This is a genomic window from Gulosibacter molinativorax, assembly GCF_003010915.2.
GTDB classification, from domain to species: Bacteria; Actinomycetota; Actinomycetes; order Actinomycetales; family Microbacteriaceae; genus Gulosibacter; species Gulosibacter molinativorax.
In genome coordinates this window covers 946547-972095 of record NZ_CP028426.1, presented here as the reverse complement: position 1 = coordinate 972095, position 25549 = coordinate 946547, and the positions used below count along the sequence as shown (strand labels likewise).

General features: G+C 60.9%; 21 protein-coding genes. 15 read left to right on the top strand and 6 right to left on the bottom strand.

Annotated features, from left to right (window positions below; genetic code table 11):
• Positions 1 to 249 precede the first annotated feature (249 nt).
• Together GMOLON4_RS04580 and GMOLON4_RS16385 are read left to right on the top strand one after the other, a co-directional pair.
• The gene (locus tag GMOLON4_RS04580; protein ID WP_026935747.1) at positions 250 to 615 is read left to right on the top strand and encodes a DoxX family protein; all 366 of its coding nucleotides are present in this window, start codon (positions 250 to 252) and stop codon (positions 613 to 615) included.
• Positions 616 to 622: 7 nt separating this feature from the next.
• A complete protein-coding gene (locus GMOLON4_RS16385; RefSeq protein ID WP_407648554.1) occupies positions 623 to 1051 on the top strand; it encodes an alpha/beta fold hydrolase in 429 nt (142 codons plus the stop codon).
• A 270-nt stretch (positions 1052 to 1321) separates the two neighbouring features.
• On the opposite strand, the gene GMOLON4_RS04575 is transcribed toward GMOLON4_RS16385, so the two are convergent.
• A complete protein-coding gene (locus GMOLON4_RS04575; RefSeq protein ID WP_026935748.1) occupies positions 1322 to 2392 on the bottom strand; it encodes an IS110 family RNA-guided transposase in 1071 nt (356 codons plus the stop codon).
• Positions 2393 to 3374: 982 nt separating this feature from the next.
• Here GMOLON4_RS04575 and GMOLON4_RS04570 point away from each other — a divergent pair.
• Genes GMOLON4_RS04570 through GMOLON4_RS04535 form a run of 8 tightly spaced genes read left to right on the top strand, consistent with a single transcriptional unit; the run spans position 3375 to position 12372 of the window.
• On the top strand, positions 3375 to 4166 hold the full coding sequence (locus GMOLON4_RS04570) for a class I mannose-6-phosphate isomerase (protein ID WP_265415405.1): 792 nt from the start codon (positions 3375 to 3377) through the stop codon (positions 4164 to 4166).
• Positions 4166 to 4930 carry an ATP-binding cassette domain-containing protein gene (locus tag GMOLON4_RS04565; RefSeq protein WP_026935750.1) on the top strand — a complete coding sequence of 255 codons (765 nt, stop codon included), beginning with the start codon at positions 4166 to 4168 and terminating at the stop codon, positions 4928 to 4930. Before GMOLON4_RS04570 ends, GMOLON4_RS04565 begins: the two co-directional genes overlap by 1 nt.
• Entirely contained in the window at positions 4927 to 6015 is a 1089-nt protein-coding gene (locus tag GMOLON4_RS04560; protein ID WP_026935751.1) for an ABC transporter permease, read from the top strand. Before GMOLON4_RS04565 ends, GMOLON4_RS04560 begins: the two co-directional genes overlap by 4 nt.
• 42 nt (positions 6016 to 6057) lie before the next feature.
• Positions 6058 to 7098, top strand: a complete 1041-nt coding sequence (locus GMOLON4_RS04555) for an ABC transporter substrate-binding protein (protein ID WP_026935752.1) — start codon at positions 6058 to 6060, stop codon at positions 7096 to 7098.
• 35 nt (positions 7099 to 7133) lie between these two features.
• Entirely contained in the window at positions 7134 to 8060 is a 927-nt protein-coding gene (locus GMOLON4_RS04550) for a class II fructose-bisphosphate aldolase (RefSeq protein ID WP_322745140.1), read from the top strand.
• A 30-nt stretch (positions 8061 to 8090) separates the two neighbouring features.
• Positions 8091 to 9533 carry an FGGY-family carbohydrate kinase gene (locus GMOLON4_RS04545; RefSeq protein WP_169516438.1) on the top strand — a complete coding sequence of 481 codons (1443 nt, stop codon included), beginning with the start codon at positions 8091 to 8093 and terminating at the stop codon, positions 9531 to 9533.
• The gene (locus GMOLON4_RS04540) at positions 9530 to 10960 is read left to right on the top strand and encodes an FGGY family carbohydrate kinase (RefSeq protein WP_026935755.1); all 1431 of its coding nucleotides are present in this window, start codon (positions 9530 to 9532) and stop codon (positions 10958 to 10960) included. Before GMOLON4_RS04545 ends, GMOLON4_RS04540 begins: the two co-directional genes overlap by 4 nt.
• Positions 10861 to 12372: an FGGY-family carbohydrate kinase gene (locus tag GMOLON4_RS04535; protein WP_106486670.1), complete on the top strand. Its 1512-nt coding sequence runs from the start codon at positions 10861 to 10863 to the stop codon at positions 12370 to 12372. Before GMOLON4_RS04540 ends, GMOLON4_RS04535 begins: the two co-directional genes overlap by 100 nt.
• Before the next feature lie 6 nt (positions 12373 to 12378).
• Here GMOLON4_RS04535 and GMOLON4_RS04530 read toward each other — a convergent pair whose 3' ends face one another.
• From GMOLON4_RS04530 to solA, 4 genes are all read right to left on the bottom strand, one after another.
• The gene (locus tag GMOLON4_RS04530; protein WP_026935757.1) at positions 12379 to 13128 is read right to left on the bottom strand and encodes a GntR family transcriptional regulator; all 750 of its coding nucleotides are present in this window, start codon (positions 13126 to 13128) and stop codon (positions 12379 to 12381) included.
• 889 nt (positions 13129 to 14017) lie between these two features.
• Complete coding sequence (locus GMOLON4_RS04525) at positions 14018 to 15646, bottom strand: APC family permease (protein WP_084147291.1); 1629 nt, start codon at positions 15644 to 15646, stop codon at positions 14018 to 14020.
• 8 nt (positions 15647 to 15654) lie between these two features.
• Positions 15655 to 17046 (bottom strand): flavin monoamine oxidase family protein, encoded by a 1392-nt coding sequence (locus GMOLON4_RS04520; RefSeq protein ID WP_026935759.1) that lies wholly within the window; start codon positions 17044 to 17046, stop codon positions 15655 to 15657.
• 99 nt (positions 17047 to 17145) lie between these two features.
• A complete protein-coding gene (gene solA, locus GMOLON4_RS04515) occupies positions 17146 to 18249 on the bottom strand; it encodes an N-methyl-L-tryptophan oxidase (protein WP_265576772.1) in 1104 nt (367 codons plus the stop codon).
• A gap of 307 nt (positions 18250 to 18556) precedes the next feature.
• On the opposite strand from solA, the gene GMOLON4_RS04510 reads away from it, so the two are divergent.
• The gene (locus tag GMOLON4_RS04510) at positions 18557 to 19693 is read left to right on the top strand and encodes a tyramine oxidase subunit B (RefSeq protein ID WP_026935761.1); all 1137 of its coding nucleotides are present in this window, start codon (positions 18557 to 18559) and stop codon (positions 19691 to 19693) included.
• A 77-nt stretch (positions 19694 to 19770) separates the two neighbouring features.
• Here GMOLON4_RS04510 and GMOLON4_RS04505 read toward each other — a convergent pair whose 3' ends face one another.
• Positions 19771 to 21201, bottom strand: coding sequence for an NAD-dependent succinate-semialdehyde dehydrogenase (locus tag GMOLON4_RS04505; RefSeq protein WP_265576771.1), 1431 nt, complete (start codon positions 21199 to 21201; stop codon positions 19771 to 19773).
• 266 nt (positions 21202 to 21467) lie between these two features.
• Here GMOLON4_RS04505 and GMOLON4_RS04500 point away from each other — a divergent pair, with 266 nt between their 5' ends.
• The 4 genes from GMOLON4_RS04500 (at position 21468) to GMOLON4_RS04485 (ending at position 25549) form a co-directional block, all read left to right on the top strand.
• Positions 21468 to 22226 carry an enoyl-CoA hydratase/isomerase family protein gene (locus GMOLON4_RS04500; protein WP_026935763.1) on the top strand — a complete coding sequence of 253 codons (759 nt, stop codon included), beginning with the start codon at positions 21468 to 21470 and terminating at the stop codon, positions 22224 to 22226.
• Between the two features lie 45 nt (positions 22227 to 22271).
• Positions 22272 to 23078 (top strand): 3-hydroxyacyl-CoA dehydrogenase family protein, encoded by an 807-nt coding sequence (locus tag GMOLON4_RS04495; RefSeq protein WP_245575325.1) that lies wholly within the window; start codon positions 22272 to 22274, stop codon positions 23076 to 23078.
• Positions 23079 to 23136: 58 nt separating this feature from the next.
• Entirely contained in the window at positions 23137 to 24390 is a 1254-nt protein-coding gene (locus GMOLON4_RS04490) for an aminotransferase family protein (RefSeq protein WP_026935765.1), read from the top strand.
• Positions 24391 to 24475: 85 nt separating this feature from the next.
• Positions 24476 to 25549, top strand: a complete 1074-nt coding sequence (locus tag GMOLON4_RS04485; protein WP_026935766.1) for an extracellular solute-binding protein — start codon at positions 24476 to 24478, stop codon at positions 25547 to 25549.

The following is a 25549-nucleotide window of genomic DNA, read 5'->3' as shown; positions in this document are numbered from 1 at the left end:
CACTTATCTTCACCGCGGAGCAGCATCTGCGAATCTCTCTTCGAGGTGGCCAGCGTCAATGAAATGAGTTCCTGGCACCAGAAACCCGTGGCTGTCGCACGATCTCGAAGCTAGATCACCGTGCTTCAAGCGTGAACTGAACGCGGCTTGCTGCTACGCTTGGAGTTCACGCATGAAGTCATTGACTGAGGTGATCGTCACCCCAGGATTCGTTGCCTTCCTCATATCCCTTTCGTAAAGGAGTCCGCGTTGGACATCGTAATCTGGATCGCAGCTGGTCTGCTCGCCCTTGTCTTCCTGCTTGCGGGGGCGATGAAGATCGCACGCACGAAAGAGCAACTCGCCGCATCCGGGATGGGCTGGACCGAAAACTTCAGCGGCGGCTGGGTGAAGTTGATCGGAGCGGCCGAAGTCCTCGGCGCGGTCGGCGTGCTCGTCGGGGGCCTCGTTCCGGTTCTGGCGTGGGCGGCACCCGCAGCAAGCTTCGGGCTCGCAGTGATCATGGTCGGTGCAATCGTCACCCACGCGCGCCGCAAGGAATGGAGCATGATCGCCGTCAACGCGATCCTCCTTGCCCTGGCGCTTTTCGTGGCAATCGCTCGCCTCGCCTCCTGATACCTTGGTGAAAGGCGCCGCCCACCTGGCGGGTACGGTGGGGTACGTGCTTGTCCACGGCGGTGGGCATGATTCTCGTTGCTGGGCTCCGTTGCTCCCGCATTTGAACGGAGCTACTCTCGCGGTTGACCTTCCTGGACGAGGAGACAAAGCAGGGGATCTGGCGACGCTGAGGATACATGACCTGGTGAATTCGGCAGCTGCTGATCTCGACGCCTTTGATCGGGCCGAACGGGTGGTTTTGATCGGGCACTCCCTCGCTGGAACACTGATCCCGGAGATCGCCTCCCGTCGGCCCGACCGCGTCGCACACCTGGTCTTCCTATCGTGTTTTGTTCCAGCAGAAGGACAGACAGTCGCGGACGAGACGACCCCGCTGTTACGGGTGGTGAGGCGCGGAATGACGCTGCATCCTGCCCGACCGGTGACGATCTAGAGGTCTGCCCGCCGGTTAACGTGTCATCGATGGCGAACACCGGCACGGAAACGGCAGCGGTGCCCGTGAGGGGCACTGATGCGACATCATTCTGGTGAGGCAGAAGATGTCGGCACCGAATGTGACGGCAAACTCCGTGCTGGCTGTGATGCCCCGGTCTCCAGAGTTTGAGCGCGGTCTTCAGGTGAGAGTACTGAGTCAGTGCGCTTACGGCACCGAATGAGACGCACGTGGCTACTTCCATGGTCATGAGAGACGCTTCTATGTTTGTCAAGTCGCAGCCGGTACAGCGTTTAACGCGTTGAGCGTTCGATAGAGATGCCTGGCGTGATAGCGTTTGATACACCGCCGAATCTCACGTTTGCTCTTTCCCTCGGCGAGGCGTTTCTCAACGTACGTCTTGGTCTCCGGATGATAGGTCATCCTTGACATCGCGATCACGTGAAGAGCGTGATTTAACCGTCTGTCGCCGCCACGATTGAGTCGGTACCTGACAGTGTTCCCACTCGAGGCGGGGATCGGGTTGACCCCCGCGAGGGCAGCGAACGCGGCCTCGCTGCGGACCCTCCCTGGATGAGACCACGCCGCGATCACGACCGCAGCGGTATACGCGCCGATACCTGGCTCTTCAAGCAGCGGGGCTGCCTCGCTCGCTGCAATAAGCTCAGTCAGTCGGGCCTGGTTCGCCGCCAATGCATCATGCAAGGACAGCACTTCTTTGGCCAACCGGACTGTTTCTTCTCGCGCGACCGACAGCGCGAGCGGTTCTTCCCTGGAACGCCACCGGGAGACCTCTCGGATCAGTGTGAGGGTGAGGGCGCTCCGGGCATCAACACCAAGCACATTGACACGCATCAGCGCGTTGAGCGCGTTCATGTTCATCGTCTTCTGCTGCGTCATCTGCTCACGGGCTGCGACCAGCACACGCAGCGCTTGACGCGTCCCTGAATCTGCTCGCGGTTGCCGCAGTTGATGTTCCGACAGCGGCAGGACTGCTGCCGCGATTGCCTGCGAGTCGAGCGGGTCTGATTTGCCGATGCCGGTGCGAGCTTTCGCGTTCATGCGAGGAGCCTCGACGACGACGTATCCGGTGTCAGACACCGTCCTCGCAAGCACTGCACCATAACTGGCGGCGCCCTCGATAACCCAGAGCGTGTTGGCTTCGCCCGCGGAGAGCCGGCCAGCCCATGCGATCGCTCGAGCGATGCCTTTGGGAGTGGTCGGGAACTTCTGACAGCCGCGAATCTGACCGTTGGAAGCGTCGAGGACGGCGTAGGTATGTGATCTGGCGTGCGTGTCGACGCCGATGACAAACGATCTTGTATGCGCGACGATAGTCATGCGGTGTGTTCCTTCCTGAACGGGTAACCAGGGGCAACCGTTGGGCGGCTGGCGCTGTTCCGGGAGGAAGTCATTTCGAGGCACTACTGTGATGGGCCACGGGCTCACGTGTGAGATCGGGCAGGCTTCTAATCAGGCCATTCGGAATGGGCCGGGAGCGTCAGCCGTCTCTACCGACCGGGCAAGTCTCACGAAAGGCACCCCGGGGGCCAAGTATTCGGCGAGCCACGATCGGTAGAGAACGGCTGATGCCTACCCTGCCAGCCAGTCCCAGACCAGCCAAGAAGAAGTCTCACAGTATTCGTATCTCCAACGAGGTGGCCATGCCTGGCCATCGCTCGATAAGGCCAAGTAAAGGAGCCCATGAACGCGATGATGGTGTCTCCCAGGGCTGTCGGGACTACCGCGGGTAAGGCTAGCGCTGCTCCGAGGAACGCGGTGCTGTCTTGCCAAGGGTTCGATGGAGCAGTCCGCTCGTTCTGGCTCTGGGGCTAGCGAGACTGCCCGCAATAGCAGCTCGAAGCTACCTAAAGAGTTGTACAGTTTGTCTGCTCGGTCTAGACAACCTATACAGTTAAGGCTAATGTGATAACGCACACCGCAGCACTGCAGTAGGAGAGAGGTTCTCGCCAACTTCCTGTGGGCAGCGGAAAGATTCAATGAAGAAGCGAGAGGGCGGCCCATGCCTAAACCAGTTCCGCAGTCCGAGAGTTCCGCGGCAGAGCCGTGGAACTCATCTCTGGGAAGGCCGCTCGATTCGGTCCGTGCTCAGATTCTTCCTGCCAATACAATCCATGGGTACTGGTACCGTGGAGGCAATACTCTCGCGGAGTGGCGTGGTCTACCTTTCGCCGGTTTCGATGCTCCGGAAGAATGGCTCGGCTCAACAGTGAGCCGCTTTGGCATTCCCGGGGCGGGACCTTCTCTCCTGGCTGACGGGCGTCTTGTGGTGGATGCCATCACCGACGACCCAACTGCCTGGATGGGAACGTCCGACGGCCAGCCGGGCGATTCGGGGATGCTGGTGAAGTTACTCGATGCGGGACAACGTCTCCCGGTCCATGTGCACCCGACCCGCGAGTTCGCGGTAACGCACCTCGATTGCCCTTACGGGAAAACCGAAGCGTGGTATGTGCTCGAGACGCAGGGTGACGCCGCAGTGTGGATCGGTTGGCGCGAGGACGTTGACCCGGCTGTCTTGAATGATCTTATAGACTCCCAGGACGCTGAGTCGATGCTTGCCCTGATGAATCGCATCCCAGTCAAGCCGGGCGACGGGATTCTCGTTCCCGGAGGCACTCCTCATGCGATCGGAGCAGGTGTGTTCCTCCTAGAAGTACAGGAGCCTGTCGATCAGTCGGTGCTAATGGAACATGTCAATACATCCACAACGGAGGAACAGCGCTTTATCGGTCTCGAGCGTTCGTTGGCGCTCAGCGCACTCAACATGGTCGCGTTGCCCGATCCCGATTCGCTATGTCGGACGGTGCCTAGCGACGCCGTAGGACTCCGGGCCGTGCTTCCTCCCGAGGCAGACCCGTTCTTTCTCATGCACCAGGTGACGGCGGGAGGAGCGGTGCCTGCTGCTTTCGCGGTTGGTATCGTTCTCGACGGAGAAGGGGAACTTGTTCCGGAGAACGGCGACCCGCTGCCACTTGTGCCGCGGCAACCGTTTATCGTCCCCGCGGCAGCAGGTTCCTGGCATGTCACGGGAAAGGTGCGCCTGATCGTTTGTCGCCCGGGTACATCTTGGCCGCCCAGGCTCGTCGCCTGATGAAAGCGCTACTTTCAGCGCGCGGACTGCGCCGAAGCTTTGGTCATATAAGAGCACTCGACGGTGCCGATTTCGATATCAATCCTGGCGAGGTCGTGGGACTAATCGGAGATAACGGGGCCGGAAAGTCGACTCTCATTAAAGCGCTCTCCGGGAACCTTGCGCTCGATGAGGGTGAGATTACATTCGACGGCAACAGAGTGAATCTTGATTCCCCTGGCGCAGCGACTGCGCTTGGCATCGAAGTTGTTTACCAAGACCTCGCGTTAGCACCGCATCTGAATGCTGTTGATAATGTCTTTCTCGGCAGGGAAAAGCCGCGGCCCGGTCTGCTTGGCAAGCTTGGTTTCATGGACGAGAAACGCATGCGGAGCGAAGCAGCAGATGCGTTTCTCGAGCTGGGCGCGACAGTCCGTTCGCTGAGTGATCCCGTAGGGGCGATGTCAGGTGGTCAGCGCCAGGGAATTGCGATTGCTCGTGCTATGAACTGGGCTGACAAGGTCATCATTCTTGACGAACCAACTGCTGCACTTGGTGTCGTGCAGACCAAGAACGTTCTGGATTCCATTCGTCGAGTCAAGGACCGAGGCATCGCCGTCATCTTCATCAGCCACACCATGCCGCACGTATTAGAAGTGTGTGACCGTGTGCAAGTGCTTCGTCTCGGGCGCCGCGTCGCGGCGTACGAACGTGGCGAAGCGACCGCAGAAACGCTCGTGGGGGCTATGACCGGTGCACTGGACATGGACGGAGGCACAAAATGAGTAACGCAGCAAACGCGGACGACTCGCCGTCGCCGGAAACGACACCGACTCGCACGCTCGATGCCATGGCCGCGAAGAAGTCGATCCTGTCACGCATTGGAGGAGTGCAGGCCTTCTGGATCTTTATGGTGCTCGTTGTCATCTGCGTGTTCTTCAGCGTTGTGGCAGGTGATCGCTTCCTATCCGCGTCAAACTTCTCACTAATCTCACAGAATGTTGCAGTGTGGGCGGTGCTCGGTGTTGGCATGACGTTCATCATCATCACGTCCGGCATCGACCTCTCGGTCGGCTCCGTCCTCGTCTTCGCGTCCGTGATCTCTGCGAAAGTGATGCAGGCAACTGGGGGTGAAGGCTTAGGCGTCGCTCTGCTGGGACTGCTGGCAGCAGTAGGCGCGGGAGTGTTCTGGGGGTTGATTAACGGTTTCTTGGTTGCCAAAGCTCGCGTGCCGGCACTCATCGTGACTCTGGGAACACTATCGGTCGCGCTGGGTTTGGCGCAGGTGGTCACAAACGGAATTGACATCCGTTCGGTGCCGCTCGTTCTTACCGATTTCAGTGCCTATACCCGTATTCTCGGTATTCCCGGCCTCCCTTTTGTGGCCCTGCTTGTCGTGGTTTTCGGCGCCGTGCTTCTTCACAAGACACGATTCGGTCGGTACACCTACGCGATCGGGTCGAATGAAGAGGCCGCTCGCCGAACGGGCATCAAGGTCACGCGGCACCTGATCCTGGTCTACGCGCTCGCTGGCGCCCTTGCTGGAGTGGGGGCGTTGCTTTCGCTTGCGCAATTCGGGACAACGACGATTTCCGGTCAATCGTTGACGAATCTCAACGTCATTGCTGCTGTCGTGATCGGTGGTACATCGATATTCGGTGGCCAGGGGAGTGTAGTGGGCACAATCATCGGCCTTTTCATCCCGGCAGTACTCCAGTCCGGCTTCGTGATCATCGGTGTCCAACCTTTCTGGCAGGGAGTAGCGGTCGGTTCCGTACTGATCGCGGCCGTCTTTGTAGACCAGTCACGCCGGGCTGCAGCACAACGCGGAGGCGTGTCGCTCTTCCGGTCGCGCAAATCCAGTTCTTGACGTATCCGCAGTAACCGTTCCATCTACATAGAAGGAAGTCATATGAAAACTCACAAGATTGCGGTGAGCTTTGTCGCCATCGCGCTGGCGACGTCGCTCGCGGCGTGTACGTCCAGTAAGCCGGTTGCCTCGGAAGAGAAGGAGGACCAACCCAAGACGTCTGCAGAAACCGCGGTAGAGATCGCCGCACCAGATAGGGCGGGAAGTGAGTACGATATCTCACTATTGATCGGTGTCGTCGGTGATCCGTTCTTCATCACTATGGGCTGCCAGGCTCAGGAGGAAGCCGAGCGTTTGGGCGTCACAGTAGATGTCCAGGGCCCGCAGAAGTACGACCCCACCCTGCAGCGACCTATCCTCGACTCTATTATCGCCAGCAAGCCCGATGCTCTGTTGATGGTTCCGACCGATGCTCAAGCACTGCAGCAGCCGCTGGAGATGGCAGTGGCATCGGGGATCGAGGTGGCGTTGCTCGATACAACGACATCAGATCCTTCGTTCGCTGTCTCCGAGATCTCGACGGATAATGAGGCTGCTGGTGCCGCTGCCTTCGACGCGATCAAGCAGCTTCATCCCGAGGGCGGCAAGGTTATGGTTATGGGCCTTGAGGCGGGTGTCTCCGCCACGGACGCCCGCACGAAGGGCTTTGAAGACGCGGTTGCATCCGACCCGAGCTTCACATATGTAGGGGTGGAGTACAGCCGAAACGACCCGGCCACTGCCGCTTCCATCATCGGTGCACGGCTACAAAAGGACCCTGACCTCGTCGGCGTTTTCGCTGCGAACATCTTCGCTGCGGAGGGCACTGCGACCGGAGTGAAGCAGGCTGGAAAGAGCGGAGAAGTGCAGATCGTCGCTGTCGACGCCGGCGAGAACCAGCTCGCTGCGCTCCGTGAAGGCACCGTTCAGGCACTCATCGCACAGGATCCGGGAGCTATCGGCATCAATGGTGTTCGCGCCGTCGTGAGCGCGCTCGATGGGGTAGACGTCCCAAATAAGGTTGCGACAAAGATTACGGTGATTACTCGAGACAATGTCGATGCTGAGGAGGGTAGAGCGGCCGCATATAAGACCGGCTGCTAGATCAGTTCCAACATGACGGGGCGGGTCAACGCGTGATGCGCCCCGTACCCGCCCCGTCGGCGACTGTTACAGCAAACGACCAGTGCTCGGACAGTCGTTCTGAGACCACGGAAGGACAACACATGCCCCTTGTCAGCGGATACGACGTCATCTCCGAGTGCACCTCACGAGGTCTCGTTGCTGGCGCTTTCAACACTACGAACATTGAGACGACGATGGGGATCATCGACGCGATCGAGCGCGCCGGTATTCCAACGTTCATCCAGTGCGCACCGACCAACGCTGTGCTCTCCGGCTTCGAGTACATCTACGATATGGTCGCACGGCGTTTGGCCGCGTGCCCGGTTCCCGTTGCCCTGCATCTTGACCACGGCAAGAACTTGCAGGCGGTGGAGGATGCCCTTGCTGCCCAGTTCACTTCGGTGATGATCGACACTTCTGAGGAGGCCTACGAGGAGAACGTGCGCCTCTCCGCTAAGGCGCGCGAGATCACTCCCGCTGACATTTCAGTGGAGGCTGAGCTCGGTGCGATCGGTGGCAAGGAGGACGAGGTCGGACCGGACGAGGCCTCCGGTACTGATCCTTCTCAGGTTGCCGACTTCGTCGCCCGGACCGGATGCGACATGCTCGCCGTGTCCGTCGGCAACGTACACGGGTACGCACCCGACGCGCGCATCGATTTCGACGTCCTACGCCGCGTGCAGGAGCAGAGCAGTGTTCCTCTTGTCATCCACGGCGGCTCGGGTCTGCCGGTCGAGCAATTCGCGCGCCTGCACGAGTACGGCGTGGTGAAGGTAAACATCGCCAGCGACCTGCGCAATGCGATGATCCGCTCGTTCGGCGAAGCGTATGCAGCGAATCCGCACGAGCACTCTCTGATCAGGGTGTCGCGCAACGCGGTCACAGCCATCACCGAGGCGGTGGAACGGCGCATCCGTCAGTTCAACCCCGCCGCGAACTGACGACAAGCGTCCATGCAAAACGGATCCTCGGTGTCCCCAACGATCACGATCGATGTGGGTACGACCAGCGTGAAGGTGTGCCAGTTCGACGCGGACAGCCACCTCGTCGCGACCGCAAAGTACGCCACGCCGACCGTTCAGGACGAGTACGGCGAGGTGTATGACCTGGAAGCCCTGTGGGACGGGATCGCGGCGTTCATTCGAAGGCTTGACGGTCCTGCACGTTCGAGCGTGCGTCGGATCGCTATCACCGGGGTGGGAGAATCGGGGGGTCTTGTCCGGAGCGATCTGTCTCTGGCATCACCGATGATCCTCTGGCACGACCAGCGCGGTACCCGCTACCTCGACCGGCTCACCGATGATCAGCGCAGTCGGCTGTATCGGATTACGGGGCTCCCTATGAGCGGCAATTACGGACTCTCAAAGATCGCCTGGGCTGCCGAGCACACGTCTGATCTCGGCGACGCGCAGTGGCTGAACATCGCCGAACACCTTGCCGCAACGATGACCGGTGAGCGATGGTCCGAGCCGTCGCTTGCCAGCCGCACCATGGCACTGGACCTCACCACTGGAGCCTGGTCGGACGAAGCCACGAGTCTCGTCGGTCTCGACACCACGGTCCTTCCCGAGATCCGCTCCGCTCCAGCGGGAGCAGTAGTCACGGATGCCTTCGCGGCGGCAACGGGGCTGGACGGCGCGGTGCGGGTGCACGTTGCCGGTCACGACCACATGGTGGGAAGTGTCGGCGCGGGGCTGGAGCGGGGGGAGCTGCTGAACTCCACCGGTACGACTGAGGGGTTGTTGTTTCGCACCCTGGAACCGCGTTTGGATTCGGTTGCGAAGCGGTCCAAGCTGGCGAGCGGACTCGATTGTGCAGGATCCGGATACACGCTGTTCGCCTCCATACCGACCGGCGGCTCGGCGTTCGCAACCCTGCAGCGGATGCTTGGCCTCAAGGCGGGGAAGCTCGCCGCCATCGTCAGGTCGCTTCACGAAGAGTATGTGGCCGGTGCCCTCGACCTCGAGGGGGTTCCGCTGGTGTTACCGCAGTTTCGGGGGAGCCCCCCGCCAGCCAAGCGGTCCTCGGCGCGGGGGGTGATCGCAGGGATCGGCAGCGACACAACTCTCGAGCAGATCGTGTTCGGCACCTTCCTCGGGATGGCCGTGCAGTTCCAGGATGTGCTCGAACTGTTCCACACGCCGCCTTCGCGGGTGAAAGTGATCGGTCCCGCCAGTGGTAACTACTTGTGGCTGCAACTGAAGGCTGACGTTCTCGGTATGCCGCTCACCGCATCCACCTTTCCGGAAGTCGTCTCCCGCGGGGCGCAGGCACTCGCGTCCGGGACAGGATGGCTCTGGGAAAGCAACGACCCGCACGATATCGATCCGCACGACGTCCGACACGACGGGCTGGCCGATTGGCTCGGGAAGAGGCGTTTGCAGCGGCATCGGCTGAAGGGGCTTTCGGAGTGAGGGGCCGCGGACTCGTCGCGGGGATCGATTCGTCAACCCAGAGCTGCAAAGTGACCGTTCGGGATATTGCCACCGGCGAACAGGTGCGCGAGGGAAAGGCGACTCACCCCACAGGAACGATCGTTCACCCCCATCGATGGTGGGGCGCCCTACTAGCGGCCGTGCGTTGTGCAGGGGGTCTCGAGGATGTCCTCGCGGTATCCGTCAGCGGGCAGCAGCACACACCGATCTTCCTTGACACGACCGGTCATGTAGTGCGTGAGTCGCCGCTTTGGAACGACACCGGCTCACACGCCCACATGGTCGCCCTAAACAACGAGCTCGGCAAGGAAGAGTGGATCAAGCGCACCGGCCTGCCCATTACACTGTCCGACACCGTCTCGAAACTCCGCTGGCTGCGCGACACAGACCCCGCATCGGCAGCGCGGACAGCCGCCGTCGCGGTGGTGCACGACTGGCTAACGTGGCGACTGCTGGGCTACGGCGAGGGCGCCACCGACCTCACCACGTTGACCACGGATCGCTCGGAGGCCAGCGGCACCGGCTACTGGTCGCCCGACACCGGCCAGTACTGTATGGATCTTGTCGAGCACGCCTTAGGACGAAGCGCCGTCCTTCCACGGATCCTTGGGCCGCATGAGCGGGCCGGAGTGACTGCAGATGGGATCCCCGGCGTCCCGGCAGGCATACCCATCGGGGTGGGCAGCGGTGACAACGCGGCGGCAGCTCTGGCGCTGGGGATCGCCGAAGGTGACGCCGTGATGTCGCTGGGCACATCAGGGGTCGTCTACCTGCGCTCGACGCAACCCGTGCACGACCTGTCCGGCTATGTCAGCAACTATGCCGATGCGAGCGGAGGCCACCTTCCCTTGGTGGCGACGCTCAATGCGGGACGGAACTTCGATGCCGGAACCACGATGCTGGGATGCACGCATGCCGAGTTGTCGAAGCTCGCACTTCACTCCTCGTCCGGCGCCGAAGGCCTGACTATGCTGCCCTTCTTCGAAGGTGAGCGCACACCGGACCTGCCGACCGTACGCGCGTCCTTGCACGGGGCATCGTTGTTCAACTTCACCCGAGAGAACATGGCCCGCGCCATCATCGAAGGAACCCTGGTCAGCCAGGTGGCGATGCTCGATGCCCTGGCATCCTGCGGGCTATCTGCGGACCGGTTGCTCCTCATCGGCGGCGCAGCTCCCAGCCCTGCAGTGCAGACGATCCTCACACAGATGGTCGACATGCCTGTCGTGCTGCCCGCCGTCGACGAGTACGTCACCAGGGGAGCCGCCCTCCAGGCGGCCTGCGCCCTGGAGGGCGACTTCCCGTCATGGCCCGTCACCGTCGAAGAGATGCCGCCCGCGCCCATGGACCGGCAGGTAATCATGCAGCACGCGGCGGCGATGTCGGCGCTCGGCTACACCGACTGAGCCGATTCACCCGCTGCGCGGGTCGCGTCGGTAGATTTGTGACTGTCGCGGCTCGTCAACCACCCGCGGAGGAGGCAAGATCTGTGCACAGCACCCGACGGAATCGTGTCGCGTGTGGTGTGGACGTCGGCAGCACTAATGTCAAGGTCGTCCTTCTCGCCCCCGATGGTGAGGTGGTAGCTCGGGTCGGCCGGCTCACTCCACGCGATGCGCAGGGGTTGTGTATCGAGGGGGCTACGCTTCTATCGACCGTGGAGAGCATGATGGCCGAGGCGTGCGCCGACCGCTTCGAAGTGCACGCTGTTTGCGTAGCAGGCATGGGGGAGGACGGCATGTTGGTCGACGAGCGATTGGTGCCTTTGACGCCAGCCCTGGCATGGTTCGACCCGCGGCGACAGGGAGTGCTGCACAGTCTCCGCCCGGACCTGCCTGCCGACGAAACTTTCGACACCGTGGAGGACGCGGCACGTACCCTGGCCGGTTGGGCGTGGGCGCGCCGGCAGATCGGTGTGCGCCGGGCGCACAGTTGGTTGGCGGTCGCCGACTTTCCTAGCGCCCACTGGACGAAGCGGCCCTTCCTCAGTGATACCCTCGCCTCCCGGACCGGCGCGTGGCGTGCGTGGGACCGCGCTTGGGCGACAGAGCGGGTGGCTCCGACGTTGGGGGAATTCTCACTACTGCCCCCGGTGCTGGCCGCCGGCGACGTTGTCGGATCATTCGATCACGCCTTCTTGCTTGCACCAGACGCGGTCGCGAGGGATGCGATTGTCGTGGTGGGTGGGCATGACCATCCGGTCGGGGGATGGGGTGTGGAACAGATGGCTCCGGGAGCGGTGCTGGACTCGATGGGGACAGCGGAGGTTGTGGTAGCGCAACGTCCCGAACCGCCAGCGTTGCGGGACTCCACGGTCGACGTCGATCTTGCACCGGGGATCCAGTCCGCAGGAACGACACTCTTGCGCGTGGAGGAGCTCAGCCGCAACGTGGCCTGGGCCTCACAGGATCCGGAAGTGGCTGCAGCGATCCAGGAGATCCTCGCCGGTCACACGGCACCGGCGGGGAGCCTGGACAGCGCCTACTTCTTGCCCGGCACTCGGGGAGGGGGGAGCCCGTCGTATGTACTCGATGCGCCGCGGAATCCGCGGGCTCGGGCGACAGCCGTGCTCGGCGCCTTGGCGCACCTGGGAAGGGACGCGGTGGACGCGGTTAGCCGCGGATCTGCCGCGCACAGCGGCGTGCGCCTTGCTGGCGGGTGGGCCAGGTCGCAGGGGTGGGTGGCGATTAAGGAGAGCGTGAATGGTTACCGTACCGAGCGCGTTGGGGAACTCGAGGTGACTGCAGTGGGGGCGGCGATGCTTGCCGCGACGGCGCGCGGATGGGATCCCGACCCCGCCATCGCGCTGGGTGCCTGAAGGGCCTCAGGCCGCGGTGACATTCACCTCAAGGGGCACGGTGTCCGTGAGTACCCACGTTTCGTAATAGTCGAAGCGGCGGCCGCTCTGATCCCATGAAAGCGAGCGAATCCGCATGACCGGGTGACCGGTCGGAACATCGAGATGCTCGGCGACGTCCGGCGGTGCAGCGGTCGCGTGGATGACTCGGCGCGCGGCCTCCGTGATGAATCCCGCCTGTCGCAACGTGTTGTTGACTGATCCCGTACCATCGAGTACGTCATGGGCATCGGCGATCACCGCGCCGGCATCCGGAGGGAACCAGTTCGTGCTGAACATCGCGATCTCCCCGTCGAGACGCCGAATCCGATCGATCGCGAAGATCCGGTCGGTTTCCGCTAGTCTCAGCTCCTCGAGGACATGTTCGGGCGCGGCGCGGAATCCTGCGTCTACGACCGTCGTCTCAATTCCGGTGCGGCCGTGGCGGATCTGTGACTCCAGGAAGCCCTCAGCATCCTGCACGATCCAGCCAGACGCCGGCTCCGGTGTCGTCGCGAACACGCCGCGCCGCGCGACCCGGCGTGCGTAGCCTTCGGTCTCCAGCTTCGCGAGGGTCTGACGCACCGTGGCACGGGCAAGGCCGAACTCGCGGCACAACTCCAGCTCGCTCGGCAGCCGCTCTTCGGCGGGAAAGTCGCCGCCCTCGATGCGCGCCTTGAGGATGTCGAACAGTTGCTCGTAGTAGGGGATGGGAGAGGTTCGTTCGATCGTCTGCATCGCGCTTCTCTCCTTGTCTATCATGCTACCCTGCCTGGTCTTCTAGCCAGGCATGCTCGTTAGTCTATACATACTAGACAAGGCAGACATGCGCGCATCAGCATGACAGCGCGCGATCAGAGACATCACAGTAGTAAACGTCGAAGTCGGGAACAAGAAGGACACGGTCGTGCATCCCACTACTGTCCGAGGGCGGAGCCTCGAGATTTAGAAGGCGCCGGGTGTCGTGGAAGAGTGCGAGCGGGCGATAGGAGTTACGTTAAGTTCAGATCAGGGTTCAAGTACGAATGGTTACGCGTCGATTGCAGGGCGAAGATGTGGCTCTGGGATTCAGATCGCAACCTCCCTTTCGCTCTTGTGCGGGCGAACGAAGCATCCGTGATCCGCGACTCACCGTTGAGTGGACACGGAGATAAGGAAGGAGCCGACGGGGCGGACGTTGACCCGATGTGCGCTTCTTGCCACCGTGGCCTCAAGTTTCGTTGGGAATAGGAGAGCAGGGAAGGAGCACAATCGCCCCCGAGCTTGCGTCGAAAGAACAGGCTTGGATCACTGCGCACGAAGAACACTACATCACCATTATTCTCGCCCGTTTCGACGCGCAGCGCTACGAACCCGCCACGGGGATGACGCGGCAGTCAGAGGCCCGTCTGGTGATTACCCTCGGCACTGCTCTCATCCACTACCTTGCCGGGCTCTGGCCGGACAGCATACCTACTGACGCGGAAGCACAGGAACTGACCCAAACCGCAATCGAAGCAATCAGACGGATAGTTTCGGACCCTTTGAGGTAACCGGATTGATCTATCGCGAGGTCCGGCGCCTTCAGTAGTGGAAGGCGCCGGAACCTCATGCACCTGCGGGAACCGCGGGGGTGGGCGAGATGTCCTTAATCAGCCTGGAGTGCCTGCTTCTCTCTGACAGGCCCGTGCGAATCACCCATAAATGGAGTCATCTCTGTCTCTTGGAGCACTGACCCGACTTCGATTTGCTTGCCTCGGAAGAAGCCAGGGTTCACGAAAGAATAGATCAGCATGAGGAGCCCGCCGCCGCCAAGAATCACGACACCGGCAACGAAGACAACTCCGACGCCGCCCTCGGTGCTGCCGTCAGCAAGGGTTGTAGCGAAAAGCATGTTGCCGGAGCCGAAATCTGGGTCGGTGGCGGAGTCGTAGAGCGTTTTTCCGAACATCGTGAGGAGTGAGAGCCCTCCCAGCAGCGGCAGAAGGAACCGCCGAAAGAAGTTGCCCAGGTTTACGAACCAGGTTCCGCGGAAGTACCAGAAGGCTGCAAGGCCGGTGATGCCGTAATAGAAGCACACCATGATTCCCATCGCAGTAATCGTGTCCCAAAGTGCGTCCTCTGAGATGATGCGCATGATGACGTAGAACACGACCGAGGCCGTCGCAGCCCAGAGTGTCGCGGCGCCGGGAGTCTTGTACTTGGAGAGTCGACCGAAGGTTTTCGGCACTGCACCGTAGTGCGACATCGCTTGGAGGGTCCTGGACGGAGATACCAGTGTTGCTTGGAGCGCGGCTGTCGAACTAGCGAAGATGGCAGTGGACATGAGTAGCGCGAACGGCCCCATGATCTCTGGTGCGATGGCTGCGAAAAGCGATTCCTGAATATCTGGATTACCTGTGCCCAGGCCTGTGGTGCCGATGCCCGCGAAGCTGAGCAGGACGATTGACACGACGAGATAGGTGACAATGATCATGCCGATGGTGAGTAGCGCTGCCCGTCCCGGGGTGCGGCGTGGATCCTTTGTTTCCTCATTCATGGTGAGGATGACATCCCAGCCCCAGAACATAAAAATCGAAAGCGAGAGACCCGCCATGAGTACAGAGAAGCTGAATCCGTTCTCCCCGAGCAAGGCCGGGTTGAACCAGTCCAGGCTCACGGGGGTGTAGTCGTAGGCGTCTCCGTTCGCGATCTTCACGATCGCCGCGATCACAAACCAGCCAAGAGCAATACCTTGCAGCCCGACGAGGGCGTACTGAAGACGTTTCGTCTCTTCAAGACCCCGGTAGGCGACGTAGGCGGCGAGTCCGGTGAGCAGGGCGACCACTGGGATGTTGATCCACAGGTTACGGGTGAGATCTGCAATCTCCGGTGCGTTGAAGAGCTGCGATAACGCGATGAAGAGGAAGTCCACTGCGACAGCAGCAAGATTTGACAACACGAGAGCCGTTGAAGCGACGAGTCCCCATCCGCCAAGCCAGCCGATCCAGGGGCCGAACGCGCGTGAGGACCAGGTGAACGTCGATCCAGAGTCCGGCATCGACCTGTTCAACTCCCGGTACCCCATGAGCACAAACAGCATCGGGATGCTGCCCACGAGAAGAATGAAAGGGGTCTGGAGCCCTGCCACTGAAATCGCGGGGCCAGTGCCTGAGGTCATCGTGTATGCAGGTGCGATACTCGCGATACCAATGATCGCACCTGCGAATGCGCCGATCTTGCCTTTTTGTAGTCCTTTGAGCGTGAGGCTCTTCGTCGTGGTCGTGGGTTCTCGCATTGTGATGCTCACCGACCTACTGCGGCTGAATTTGTGGACTCGACAATTCGTGCCGCGGTGTCCTGACCGATGCGCACCGCACCGTCGACATGCTGGTACCCGAACCCCTGAATATCGGAGCTTGCGAAGAAGATCGGTCCCACGGGCTGATTCTGAGTGGCGCCCCAGCGGCTCAGGCCCCCGAGGTCATAGCTGCAGCCGTAGGCGCCGCGAGTCCATTCTTCTGCCCCAAAATCGGAGAGGTAGAACGCAACAGGGCTGAGGGCTTCGTCCCCGAGATACTCAGCGAGTGAGTTCAGGATCGTGGCTCGACGCTCGTCTTCCGGCATCGCCCAGACTTTCTCTGCGTCACGCTCGACGATGAAGCCGACGAGGGTGCCCCGTTCGTCTCCGTGGTTCGTGTTGTCGTAGATGTCCTGGACGACGTTGTAGTATCCGAAGCCGGTACCGGCCAGGCCTTGTTCGCGCCAGAAAGGACGGTCGTAAGAGGCGTGAACCTTGATGACGAGACCCATCGAGTGATGTTGGTGCGCGACTTGCTGGGTGCGGGGGAGAGCGGGCACGTACTGGATACGCGAGTACAAGTTCGGCGGTACCGCGAGAATGGCGTGGGAGGCTGTGACCTTCATGCTGTCAGTAATCGCTGTCACTGCGGCAGGGGCGCCTGTGCCGGAGTCATTCCAGTGCAGCTCGCGGACGGGATTCTCGAGGAACACCGTGTCGGAACCGAGTTCCTGTGCCATGCGGATGGAGACGCCTTGCATGCCGCCCACGACGCGCTTGTCGAGCAAGATGTCCTCATCCACCAGGTTCTCGAAGGAGCCTGCTGATGCGCCGAAGAACATTGCTTGCAGCAGGGAGAAGCTGTGCTTGGGTTTCGTGAGCATCGCGCCGGAGATGAAGTTTCCGACGATGAGTCGTGCTTCGGCGTCGTCGCTCTGTGTCCGCAACCATGCGTCAAAGGTGATCTCGTCGTACTCCGAGGCGCGGGGATGATTCCAGGGTGCTGCGGGGTCAACCTCGAGTGAGAGGCGGGTCAGCTCTGAGCGGAGCTTGTGGATTTCCTTGAGCGTCTCGGGGTTTACGGGGAACTCGCCGGTGAAGACGTGGCGGGTGCCTTCCTTATCGATGAACACGGAATCGCCGTCGCGGTGCCGCTGGAACAGCTCGAGTCCGAGTTCGGCCGCAAGATCCTGGATTGCTGTCTGTTCGGGGGCGATCCACTGGCCGCCAATCTCGAGGAAGGTGCCGTCGATGGTGTCGGACCAGGTTCGGCCGCCGACACGATCGCGGGCCTCCAATACCACTACAGACTTGCCTGCCTGCTGCAGGCGCCGGGCTGCAGTGAGACCGGCCGGGCCTGCTCCGATGATGACGACGTCACGAGTGATTTCCTGCATGGATTCTCCTTAAATTCGATTCCTCGGGTGTTTGTTGGCGTGGCATGATTCTTTTGGCGCACGGTGGGCCTCAGGAGGACGCCATGCGCGACGACAGGGTTAGTGATCGAGCTTGCGGTAGTGCGCTGCGAGGCTGAATCGTTCAGGCTCGAACAGATTGCTTGTCCCGGTGTGGATAAGGTCGGCTGCGATGCTGCCAAGCACCGGGGCGAATTTGAAGCCTCGTCCCGACAAACCCGAGATGATCACGCGACTGCCGTCGGCAGAAAAGTCGATGATTGGAGTGAGATCGGCCGTGTAGCTGTCCGGATGGATGCTGTGCCGGACCGGCTCCGGGTGAAGCCCCGGGAAGTAGGAAGTCGCGAGCTGTGAAGTCTCGGCCAGCTCGGCACGGGTGTGCTCCTTTTGGATATCAGCGACATCGTCTACGAGCGGCCAGTCAGGGAATGCAGCCCGACTGATCTTCACGGCATAGCCTTCGAGGCTCGGTGCACCAAAGAGGTGGGTAGTTCCTCGATCACGCACAAAGACAGGGAAACGCTCCGGGAGGAAGTGCTCGATCTGCTTGGGCATGAACCAGGTCAGCGGGACGCTTTTCACCCGGGTGAAAGATTTCAGTTCGGGTAATAACTGCTGTCCCCAAGGCCCCGCGGTGAGAACAATTTTTTCGGCGAGGATTTCACCGCGAGTCGTGCTGACAAGGTGACGCCCGTGATGCTCTTCGATGCTGACGACCGTGGTGTGTTGCCAGACCTCGATGCCGGCTTGCGTGGCGGCCTCGGTAGCGGACAGGACTGCTCGTTCCGGGCGCAGGCCACCGCCACCGAGGTCAAGGACGGCAACATCGTCGTCGTCAAAGTCGTGCTGAGGGAACCGATTGCGAAGCTCCCTACCCTCCAGATACTCGTGGGGGAGAGAGAAACGCTCTGCGGCCTGAAGCGTACTGTTGATCTTCGGAGACCCACTTGGAGCGATCGTGAGCGCACCGACCTGCAGATAGATGTCCTGGCCAGATTCCTGCTCGAGTTCGCGCCACAGCCGCTGCGACTGCATGAGCAAGGGGGTGTAGTGGTCGCCCTCGTAAGCGGCGGTGCGGAACAGTCGTGATTCACCGGCATAAGCGCCGTAGGCATGAGCAATGCCATGTTGTTCGACTCCGATGACACGGCCGCCTGCACGCTGTGACAGCTGCCACGCAACCATTGATCCAACGGTCCCCATCCCGATGATGACTACCGATGCCTGCTCGACGTGAGACATCGACCCTCCTCCTGTGGCACAACACTGTGTGGCCGTTGTGACGGTGGCCTATCGCTTCAGTGTTCCAGGTCGGCGAAGGTAAGCGAAGGGGTGCGCGATACCGGTTAACGAGAGATTTATGCTCTATTGGTATGAACGATTGCCATTCTTTTGCGTTTGGGTCGCCCTATCCGGGGCTAGCATCGCTCTAGCGGATACAGATTTCTCGCGTCGAAACAGCGAGTAGAGAACGAATAGAGGAAGGGTGACGATGCGCGACACGTCTCTCCAGTTGCGGTACCTCAGTGAGCCTGAACTCATCGGGCTTGGCGCGACGGATATTTCGCGGTGCACGGACGTAATGTGCGAGGTCTTTTCTCTTCTGGCGACTGGGGACTACCGGATGGGCGGGCCCAACCACAGCTCGCATGGGATCAAAGTTGATTTTCCCTTGGACCCGGTGTTCCCAGGCATGCCGAAGCATACGTCCGATCGACGCTTCATGGCGATGCCAGCCTACGTCGGTGGCAAGTATCGTGCGACTGGTCTCAAGTGGTATGGCTCAAACATCGAGAATGCGCAGAGGGCGCTGCCTCGGTCGATGCACCTTGTGGTCCTGAACGACACCGATACAGGTGCTCCGATTGCGGTGATGCCGGGAAATCTCATCAGCGCCTATCGCACAGGAGCGGTTGTGGGTGCGGGAGCGCGATATCTTGCCAGACCAGATGCGGATTCGGTGGCCGTGATTGGGCCGGGGGTTATCAACCAGGTTGCCTTTCGAGCGATTTTGGCGGCGCGGCCCGGCATTACTCGGGTTTTCATTGCAGCACGGTCAGCCGCGAGTGAAAATGCTCAGAAGTTCGTGCAGATGATCCGCTCTGAGTATCCGCAGGTCGAGCAGATCGAGGTCGTCGACTCGATCCGGTCGGCAGTCGCCGCGGCCGACATCGTCACTGTGGCGGCGACCGGATTAGCGGGTGCAGAGAACTACCCAACATTCGAGGGATCCTGGCTGCGACCAGGCGCTTACGTCGCGGCGACATCGAACATCGAAGTCGATACAGCCTTCTTGCGGACAGGTTCTCGCAACGTTGTGGACCACACCCCGCTCTACGAAGCATACGTCGCGAACTTTACTCGCCCGTACCATGAGCGGCTCGGTGCACTCGGCGTCAAGTACCAGGACATGCTTCTGGATGGCGAGCTGACATCTGCCGACATCGTCGAGTTCGGGGATGTCGTTGACGGCCGTGCGCCAGGGTATGACTCGACCCGCCCGTCATTCTTCTCAATCGGAGGAATACCAGCCGAGGACGTTGCCTGGGCGACCGAGCTCCTCTGGGAGGCTGAGCGGCGAGGTGTCGGCACGGTACTGCCCATCTGGGATCAACCAACCCTGCTGTAGAGGCACCGGGGGTCTGCAGGAAACAGAAGGGGACGCTATCTGAGCGATCAAGATAACGTCCCCTCGAGTAGTTCGGGCTACTGTTCCGCGTGTGGAATGCGAATGAGTTTCTTGTTGGCGAACTCGTTAATGCCGTATCGTGCCAACTCGCGTCCCACGCCCGACGCCTTGATGCCACCGAACGGAAGATCTGGGGCAGTCTTACTTGTGCTGTTGATCCACATCATCCCAGTCTCGATCTGATTAGCGACGCGCAGCGCACGTTCGGGATCCAGGGAGAACACCGATCCTGAGAGCCCGAAGGGGGAGTCGTTCGCGATCGAGATCGCGTCTTCATCGGAAGTTGCGCGATGTACTACTGCGGCGGGGCCGAACAGCTCTTCGGTGTAGGCGCGCATCTCCTTGGTGACATTCGAGAGTACCGTGGCCGGATAGAAGGCCCCGGGAGAATCTGGAAGTTCACCACCCAAGTGGACTGACGCCCCGCGCTCGATGGCGTCATCGACGAGATCCACGAAGTCCTGCCGAGCCGAGTCGGAGGAAAGCGGGCCCAGCTTCGTGGACTCCAGGGCAGGATCACCCGCCACATAGGTGCCGCTCTGCTCAATGAACTTCTCGAGGAACCTGTCGTATACCGTATCGAGCACGATGAAGCGCTTTGAGGCGGTGCAGGCCTGACCGACGTTGGAGAAGCGACCGACCGCTGCTGCGGCAGCCGCCGCATCGAGGTCAGCATCATCGAGCACGATGAAAGGGTCAGACCCACCCAGTTCCAGCACGTACTTCTTCATGTGGCGACCGGCGACTTCTCCGACCGCTGAGCCAGCTCGCTCAGAACCGGTGAGGGAAACGCCCTGTACGCGAGGGTCGGCGATCATGTCGGCGATCTGTCCATTATTGGAAAACAGATTCGTGTATACGCCCTCGGGCAGGCCGGCCTCGCTGAACACGCGCGCGATAGCCAGGGCGGACTGCGGACAGTTCCGTGCGTGCTTCAAGAGGATCGTGTTTCCCAGGATCAGGTTCGGTGCTGCGAATCGTGCGACCTGGTAGTAAGGGTAGTTCCAGGGCATGATGCCTACCAGAACACCTACCGGCTCGGTCTTCACCACTGCAGTACCCGGCCCCGCGATGTCGAGCGGCTCGTCAGCGAGGAACTCCTCCGCATGGTCAGCGTAGTAATCGTAGATACTCGCGACCAGGTCGACCTCGCCACGTGCTTGTGTGATGGGCTTGCCCATCTCCAAGGTGATCAGTGAGGCCAGATCTTCGCGCTGTTCACGATGAATTTCTGCGATGCGCTTGACGAAAGCTACACGCTCCTGAAGCGCCCTTTGCTTCCAACTCGTGTAGGCGCTCCCTGCTTGGTCGAGTGCGGCAGTAGCCTCCTCGTCGGTGAGTTCGGAAAACTCTGCCACCTTTTCTCCGGTGGCTGGATTCACGGTCGTATATACACCCATGCGACGACGCTCCTTCAAAAGATCGATGTGTGAACGCGGATCACTCATTGCGCACCTGTGCGCACAAAGCGCTGTTCATCACTGTGACATCGGGATTCATGACAAGTCAAATACCAAAGTGCCCCCCAATTCATGCAGGGATGGCAAGAGTTTTCAATGGGTGAGCGGGACCGCCACCCTCCATTTATGACGCAATGGGCAAAAAAGCTGCCTGATTAGGTATTTGTGTGTTATGGAATTTCCGGCGAAACTGGGACTAAATCACAGAATTGCGGAGGACAGCGGAGACGCTATCCGAGAGAGACGGGGGTCTGATGGACTCGCTCATTGTCGAGCACGGCACTGATCGGACGATCGTGCGCCTGGAGCGTCCCCGCACTCTGAACTCGATCGATCAGACAATGGTCGATGAGCTCCACACGGTCTGTGCCCAGCTCGAGCTGGAGCCCCGCGTCCTGATTGTCACTGGAACGCGAACTGAGCGTGGCGGTATCTTTGCGTCTGGCGCAGATATTTCGCAGCTCCGAGATCGCCGCCGACATGACGCGCTCCGTGGCATCAACTCGAGCATCTTTGCGCGGATCGCCGCGTTACCCATGCCGGTGATCGCGGCGATTGATGGGTATGCCCTCGGGGGAGGTGCGGAACTCGCGTATGCAGCCGATTTCCGGATCGCGACGACGCGAGTAAAGATTGGCAATCCTGAACCTAATCTCGGAATCATCGCTGCTGCCGGTGGCTGCTGGCGGCTTATGGAGCTCGTCGGAGAGCCAGTCGCGAAGGAGATTCTGCTCGCAGGTCGCGTCCTCTCGGCTGACGAGGCGCTCTCCATCCGGCTGGTCAGCGAGGTGTGCGAGCCGGACGAACTCCTCGACCGGGCGAATGCTCTCGCTGACCGGATTTCGGGCTTCGACCCGCTCGCGGTTCAGGTCACCAAACAGGTGATCCATGCGCCACGGGCAGCGCATCCGGTCATCGACAATCTTGCGCAAGCGCTCCTTTTCGAGTCTCCAGAAAAGGCACAGCGAATGGATGACTTCATACAGAAGCGCGATGCGCGGAAGGGACGCTGAATCATGGGATTGCCGAAACATGTCGCAGTCGTTGGAGGCGGACGGATGGGCGCAGGCATCGCGCTCAGCTTCGCGGTCAACGGCTCGCAGGTTGTTGTACTCGAGCGGGACACACAGTCAGTTGATGCTGCGCAGGCTCGCTTAACGGACATCGCGCAGAAAGCGGTCGCGAAAGATCCTGCAGCACCCGCCATCGACGTCCTGCTCGCGCGACTGGTCGTATCTGAAGACTATGGGCTCCTCGGTGCCGCAGACCTGGTGGTCGAAGCGGTCCCGGAGGATTTCGAGGTGAAAGTAGCCACGCTCCGCTCGATCGAGGAACGCATCGACGAGCATACGGCTATCGCGACCAACACCTCTTCGCTGTCGGTAACGAAACTCGCTGCCGAGTTGTCACACCCTGCCCGGTTCCTCGGTCTGCATTTCTTCAATCCGGTGCCCGCTTCCACGCTGATCGAGGTGGTGATCGGCGAGGCCACTGATGAGAGCCTTGTTTCGTCGGCTCGTGAATGGACTGAAAGTCTGCGTAAGACTCCTGTGGTCGTGCAAGATGCTCCGGGGTTCGCGTCCTCCCGGCTCGGTGTCGCGCTCGCACTCGAAGCGATGCGGATGCTCGAAGAAGGTGTGGCCTCAGCGGAGGATATCGACGCGGCGATGGTGCTCGGTTACCGGCACGCCACGGGACCGCTCCGTACCACCGACCTCGTCGGGCTTGACGTTCGGCTCGGCATCGCCGAGTACCTTGCATCCACTCTCGGAGAGCGATTCGAGCCCCCACAGATCCTGCGTGAGAAGGTCGCCGCTGGTGAACTCGGGCGTAAGAGCGGCAAGGGATTCTTCAACTACAGCTGAAGGGGCGTGGAACTGCACATCGCCCCGTCACTCACATTCGAATTTCAGAAGGAAACAGATGCCCCAGAACAATGCAATGTGGAGCGCACAGGCGCACATGCCCACTGTGCTCGCCGGCTCGCAGACGGTCATCGTCAAGGGCGACGGCGCATACATTGTAACTGCCGACGGTCAACGCCTACTCGATGCGGCGGGCGGCCTCTGGTACGCAAATGTTGGTCACGGGCGTGAGGAGATCGCGGAAGCCGCCGCAGCGCAGCTTCGCACGCTCGAGACCTGGCATATCTTCGGACGCTACGCGAACCAGCCTGCACTGGATCTTGCGAACAAGATCGCCACCTTGGCGCCGTTCGAGGACGCCAAGGTCATCTTCACCAGCGGCGGCTCAGACTCCGTAGATATGGCGCTGAAGCTCGCCAGGCGTCACTGGCAACTGCAGGGCCAGCCCGAGAAACTCACAGTGGTATCCCGGAACGACAGCTACCACGGACTGCACGCCTACGGAACGAGTGTCGCCGGGCTCTCCTTCAATCGTGACGGGTTCGGCCCTGGCACTCTCATTCCCGAAACGCTGCTCATCGATCAGTGGGACATCGAAGCCGCGGAGCGAACGATCCGGGCACATGGCGGGGAGAAGATCGCTGCGCTCATCACCGAGCCCGTCATGGGAGTCGGTGGTGTCGTTCCGCCGCCTGCTGGATACTTCGAGCGGATCAAGGAACTTGCGAAGGAGTTCGGCTTCCTCATCATCGCTGATGAGGTCGTCACCGCTTTCGGCCGCCTCGGGACCTGGACAGCCTCGGAGCGGTTCAACCTCGAACCAGACATGATCACTTTCGCGAAAGGCATCACCTCCGGATACTTGCCCCTCGGTGGTGTGATCGTAGCCCCAAGCGTATCCCGACAGTTCTACGAGGGCGCCGATGCGCCCATCCTGCATCAAGGCCTCACCTACTCAGGCCACGCGACAGTGGCTGCTGTCGGACTGAAGAACCTTGAGATCATCGAGCGCGAAGGACTTCTCGCCCATGTACGAGACCTCGAGCCGATTCTCGCCGAAGAGCTCGAAGGGCTGCGCTCTCACCCAGGGGTGAAAGCTGTCCGACACATTGGTCTGATGGGGGGCGTAGACCTCGCCGACGATGTTGCTGGACTCGCAGTAGTCGCCGAACTCGAACGTCACGGGGTGCACCTACGGAATCTACCCAACAATATTCTGCAGATCTCGCCCCCATTCATCATCACCGAAAACGAGCTCCGTCTCATCGTGGGAAGCATACGGGCCGCGCTTGACACGGTCCTTGCGAGTTAGGACCGATCGTCGACTCGCATTCCCACCACGACGGGTACCAGTGTCCTCCGCATCTAGGAGGCAAACTATCACCAGAGGAACAGAAATGATGAAAAGAAATGCTCGCGGACCAAAGACGGTGCTCGCGATCGCTGGAGTGACAGGCCTGCTGCTCGCTGGCACCGGCTGCAGCACTGGCCAATCCGATGAGAACGAAGGCGGTGGGACGATCACCTTCGTCGGATACGGGAACGAGACTCAGGACTACCAACTCGAAGCGTTCGGTGATCCGTTCACCGCGGACACTGGTGTCGAGGTGCTGGGTGACTCGCCCACCGACCTTGCCAAGCTCAAAGCGATGGTGGACTCCGGTAGCGTCACCTGGGACGCCGTGATCATGACTCCCGCTGGGTCGAACCAACACTGCGGCACGCTGCTTGAAGAGCTTCCGGAAGGGTTGACCGACGGGGTGACCTTCGCAGAGGGAGCCAGCGGAACAGACTGCACCGTTCCGTTCTACTTCTCGCAGCTGATGTTCATCGCAAACAACGAAACCTACTCGGAAGGCGCTCCGAGCAGCATTGCGGACTTCTTCGACACGGACAAATTCCCCGGGAAACGGTTGCTGCCGCCCGAGTTCGATACCGGAATGATGGAACTTGCACTGCTCGCTGATGGTGTCGAGGCGGAGGACCTCTATCCTCTCGATATTGATCGGGCTCTTGCGAAGTACGACACGATCCGTGACTCTCTCGTATTCGCGGAGAGCTACGGCCAGCTTGGCCAGTCGATGCTCGACGGATCGGTCGACATGGCACTGACGCCGGAATCACGGTTCGGATACCTGCTGCGCGATGGTGGGGACTGGTCCGCAGTATGGGATGCGACAGTGATTTCAGCCGATCAGCTTGCCGTCCCCAAGGGCTCCAAGAACGCCGAGCAGGCATTTGAGTTCCTGAAGTCCACGCTCGACCCCGAGCGGCAGGCAACCGTGTCTGAACTGACCGGTCGCGGCGCGGTTGTGGCCGACGCTGCACCCCAGTTCGATGAGAACCAGGAGCAGGCCGTCATTTTCGCTGATCTCGATAACCGCGGTCGCGCCATTTACTTCGATGGCGCATGGTGGGGTGAGAACCTGGAGCAGGTGACCAAGCAGTACACTGCGTGGCAGGTCGGATAG